At 59.9% G+C, this 354-nt stretch carries 1 protein-coding gene; it reads right to left on the bottom strand.

All coding sequences use genetic code 11. The annotated features are described in order from the left end of the window. A partial coding sequence (locus B4920_RS25960; protein ID WP_139379653.1) for an IS5 family transposase occupies positions 1 to 354 on the bottom strand: 354 nt, incomplete at both ends.

Raw genomic sequence — 354 nt, 5'->3', positions numbered from 1 at the left:
CGGGGCGCTCGGCGATCAGCCAGTCCACATCCACCTCGGCCAGCTCCTCGCGCTGTGGCGCCCCTTGGTAGCCGGCATCGGCTGAGACAAATTGCTCCTCTCCATGCAGCAGATTACCCAGCTGATTGAGGTCATGCTCGTTGGCCGCGGTGGTGACTAGGCTGTGGGTCAGGCCACTCTTGGCATCGACACCAATGTGGGCCTTCATGCCAAAGTGCCACTGATTGCCTTTCTTGGTCTGATGCATCTCCGGATCGCGTTGCTGCTCTTTGTTCTTGGTCGAGCTGGGTGCCTCAATGATGGTGGCATCGACCAAGGTGCCTTGAGTCATCATGACGCCTGCTTCGGCCAGCC

This window comes from Zoogloea sp. LCSB751, from assembly GCF_002028455.1.
Classification (GTDB): Bacteria; Pseudomonadota; Gammaproteobacteria; order Burkholderiales; family Rhodocyclaceae; genus Zoogloea.
This window is presented reverse-complemented; position numbering and strand designations above follow the sequence as displayed.